This is a genomic window from Candidatus Hydrogenedens sp. (assembly GCA_035378955.1).
Taxonomy (GTDB): domain Bacteria; phylum Hydrogenedentota; class Hydrogenedentia; order Hydrogenedentales; family Hydrogenedentaceae; genus Hydrogenedens.
In genome coordinates, this window is sequence record DAOSUS010000131.1 from 1 (window position 1) to 3886 (window position 3886).

Genomic DNA, 3886 nt, shown 5'->3' on the forward strand with positions numbered 1-3886 from the left:
TGTAATCATAGATACCCGAAATTTATTAGGAATGTCTAATTTCTAGTAGTGGTAGAGGTATCCATAATACTGTTCAATGAATAAAGACAATATATTTATTCCCTATATCAATATTTTCATAATAAATCATTGAATATATTATTACAACCTATGTGAATAATAAATGGGCAATTCATACAAATTGCCCATTTAATTTAAGTCATGAACAAATATTAGGTATTTCTATTCTTAAAGATAATGTTTTTGAATTATCTACATTTATATAAAGAGTAACTACTAATGATTATGCCTCTAAAGTGCGATTGTGTGTGAGATTGTACCAACCGATACCTAATTTGCGAAGTGCATACCCTGTCTCTTTCAGGTAATCACCATAACACATCATCCAGTGGAAACCACCCATATCATTTGCAAGACGGTCACAGTCTCCTTCAATTTCAATATCTGTCTGAGACCTGCAAATATCAAGGAATGGATTTGCCTGAACCTTTCCACGAAAACCAATCCACTTATTAAACTCAAAATTGGGGTCAATCACAGTAACTGTCTCGCCTATCCGCATTTCTACTTTGGGTGCAGCACCGTAATCGGATTCATAATGGGTGAGAATCCGAACAGGTTCAAGATTCGTCCCATCCATCTTACGCGGAGCTGTACAGTGGGCAATGGTTACTACACCATGGTGAGGATAGGTTGGGTCTTGCAGGAAGACAGGTTTAGAACTAATATAATGTAGCAATACACCGGAAGGGATTACGACAAAATCGGATTCACAAAACGCCATAGCACCACGGTCATTAATCAAACTCAAGGTCATACATGCGGTTGTTTTTGATTTGGGGATAATAGTGGTCATGCATTCATTAACTGTAATGGCTGGGGCATCGAATTCATTCATAATTTGTTCAAATATTTCCGTGAGTATGAAAGCATTTTCAAGGAAGGGTATATCTGTTTCCATGGAGGTTTTGGGGAGATTTAAATATTGTTTTGTCCACATTTTTGCTTGTTCACGGAGTTTACTATCGTTAAGAGCCGAATTTATCCGTTTATCTAATTCTGAATAGGGATAATCAATCAATTCCATCTTGAACTTTTCCTTTGCCCGTTCCGGGGCTTTTTGACCACCAGCACCCCAGCCGGCAGGACCACCAATACAAACGATTTTACTGCCAACTGTGTTTTTTATCGCATACAAAGAGCGTAACCGCCATAAGATGTCCGCATATTCATCTACGACAACATCTTGTGGAGCCAGACGCGGTTCTCCTAATTCATCTACAGTTTTCCTTAAAAATCGAGGGCTGACAATCTCATACCATAGATAGGCAGGACCTGAGCGATGACGAACAAAAACAATGTGTTGCTTGTTATCACTGAAAACAGGTTCTATCTCTCCTATAGCCCCGTAAATAAGCGTTACATCTGCATTGGCTTCTCATGCTTGTTTCGCCTCTGCAGGGGAAGATACGGGTATTAACGGCAGAATTTCCAGAGGGAATTCTGCCTTTTGTTTCATTTCAGCCAGTTCTTTTTCTATTTGCTGGCATTCTTTCTGAACATCTTCTTTTGTATGGAAACCACCCCACGGACGCCAACTTGCCTGTTCTCGCCGTTTAAATAATTGGTATGTAAAAACCGGCTGAACAACCAGAGGCTTCTTTTTCGCAGATGCAATAGGCTTGTTTAAATATTCCGAAGATACACTCGCTGAAGCAGTGTCTGCATTTGCTGATAAAATGGCATTGGCTCCGATAGCAGTTCCTCCAACTGCAGCGAGGAAAGTTCTCCGTGCTATATTAAGTTTTCCTAAATCATGAATACAGCCACAGCACGAATGATGTTGATGTTTGTTGTCCTGTGTCATAAAATATTCCTTCTTGGTTGTTATTAATTTTCATATATTTCTATTGTATTGTATATCTTAGTTAAAAACCAACTTTTAAAGAGGAATATTGGACAATTCACACAAATTAAACTTGTCAGATGACACTGGAAATAGGTTATTATTATTGCCATTATTTTAATGTATAAATCTTTTTAAGTAGAGAAAAGTAAATGTTAGACCCGTATGTGCTTGCAGGAATTGCTCTGGCTCTTGCTATGGATGCGTTTGCCGTATCCATTAGTATCAGTGCTTTGCTCAAAGATGTACAGCCCCGCCAAACCTTTCGGTTGTCTTTTCATTTTGGTTTATTTCAGGCTCTGATGCCCGTATTGGGCTGGTATACGGGAAATCTCGTCGGGCAATGGTTTCTGGCTTATGACCACTGGATAGCCTTTTTTATACTCTGGGCAATTGGTGGAAAAATTATATACCAATCTTTATTTGCTATTGAAAAACAAGAAGAAGGAATAAATAAGGAGCAGAAAAAGAATGACCCCACACGAGGTTTATCGCTGATAATGCTATCTATTGCAACCAGTATCGATGCGTACGCTGTTGGATTAAGTTTTGCGTTTATTGGCGTTTCAATATGGTTCCCTTCGTTCTGGATAGGTATTACTGCAGGCTTCTTAACATTGGTTGGAATGCAATTAGGCAGTTATGTAGGCAAAAAATTCGGTAAAAGCATGGAAATTCTTGGTGCTATTTTATTGTTTATAATCGGCATAAAAATACTTTTTGACCATTTATCTGGAAACTAAAAATAAATATAGATTTAGAAGGAGTATCTGTATGCCTGTATTTGAACTACCTTTGGAGGAATTGTGGAAATATCAGGGTAGAAATCCGAAACCTGCTGATTTTGATGATTATTGGAAAAGAGCATTAGCAGAATTAAAAGGTATAGACCCTGATGTAAAACGAATTCCTGCTCCATTTCAAAGTGAGGTTGCAGAATGTTTTGATTTGTATTTTACGGGTGTCCGCGGAGCAAGAGTGCATGCTCAATACCTTAGACCTAAGAAAAGAAACAAACCCTGTCCAACATTATTTCGTTTTCACGGCTATGGCGGGAATTCTGGGGATTGGTATGAAAAATTGGGTTTTGTAGGAGAAGGGTTTTGTGTATGTGCTATGGATGTTCGCGGACAAGGTGGTAAGTCCACCGAAACAGGAAATGTCGTTGGAAATATATTAAAAGGGCATATTATACGGGGTTTGGATGATGAACCTGATAATTTGCTTTATCGCCATATCTTTCTGGACACAGTACAATTGGTTAATATTGTCAGTGATTTTGAAGAAGTAGATGAACAACGGCTTGGTGCGTATGGAATGTCACAGGGTGGGGCACTAACTTTAGCCTGTGCAGGACTACATCCGCAGATAAAAAAGTTGGCACCCATGTGTCCGTTTCTTTGTGATTATAAACGAGTTTGGGAGATGGACCTCGCTTTAGAAGCCTATGAAGAACTTCGGACCTATTTTCGTCTATTCGACCCAAGACATGAAAGAGAAAATGAAATCTTTACAAAGTTGGGATATATAGATTGCCAATTTTTAGCAGAGCGTATTCAGGGAGAGGTGCTTATGGCTATCGGGTTAATGGACCAGATTTGTCCACCTTCTACACAGTTTTCAGCATTTAACAAGATAAAATCGAAAAAAGAAGCGGTAATTTACCCCGATTTTGCCCATGAAATTTATCCCGGTTTCACAGATAAAATGTTTGAATTTTTCCGCAAAGATTGGATTGAAACGAACGAAAAATCAAAATAACCGACATTGATAGAACAAGCATCCTTACCTATATAATTAACCACAGAGGATACAAAGGGAAATTTTACACAAATGACACGGAGAAGGTGAGAGCGATTAGTCGGTCACCCTTGCAAAACAATTCCTTTTTATAATGTGTGAAAATAAATACCCGAGATAAGGAGGATATAAATAAAGGCAAAAAATTGTTAGGGCGAAACATGTTTCGCCCTAACAATG

General features: G+C 38.4%; 4 protein-coding genes. 2 read left to right on the forward strand and 2 right to left on the reverse strand.

Annotated features, from left to right (window positions below; translation table 11 throughout):
* Nucleotides 1-283 precede the first annotated feature (283 nt).
* Nucleotides 284-1198 carry a hypothetical protein gene (locus PLA12_14495; protein HOQ33699.1) on the reverse strand — a complete coding sequence of 305 codons (915 nt, stop codon included), beginning with the start codon at nt 1196-1198 and terminating at the stop codon, nt 284-286.
* Between the two features lie 240 nt (nt 1199-1438).
* The gene (locus tag PLA12_14500; GenBank protein HOQ33700.1) at nt 1439-1867 is read right to left on the reverse strand and encodes a hypothetical protein; all 429 of its coding nucleotides are present in this window, start codon (nt 1865-1867) and stop codon (nt 1439-1441) included.
* A gap of 191 nt (nt 1868-2058) precedes the next feature.
* Between PLA12_14500 and PLA12_14505 the strand changes: the two genes are divergently transcribed.
* Nucleotides 2059-2649, forward strand: a complete 591-nt coding sequence (locus PLA12_14505) for a manganese efflux pump MntP family protein (protein HOQ33701.1) — start codon at nt 2059-2061, stop codon at nt 2647-2649.
* A 31-nt stretch (nt 2650-2680) separates the two neighbouring features.
* Nucleotides 2681-3667, forward strand: coding sequence for an alpha/beta fold hydrolase (locus PLA12_14510; protein HOQ33702.1), 987 nt, complete (start codon nt 2681-2683; stop codon nt 3665-3667).
* Nucleotides 3668-3886 lie beyond the last annotated feature (219 nt).

What these genes read in the sequence shown, in the direction of transcription:
- PLA12_14500 (HOQ33700.1), bottom strand. Translation starts at nt 1,867, where the DNA reads ATGACACAGGACAACAAACATCAACATCATTCGTGCTGTGGCTGTATT.
- PLA12_14505 (HOQ33701.1), top strand. Translation starts at nt 2,059, where the DNA reads ATGTTAGACCCGTATGTGCTTGCAGGAATTGCTCTGGCTCTTGCTATG.
- PLA12_14510 (HOQ33702.1), top strand. Translation starts at nt 2,681, where the DNA reads ATGCCTGTATTTGAACTACCTTTGGAGGAATTGTGGAAATATCAGGGT.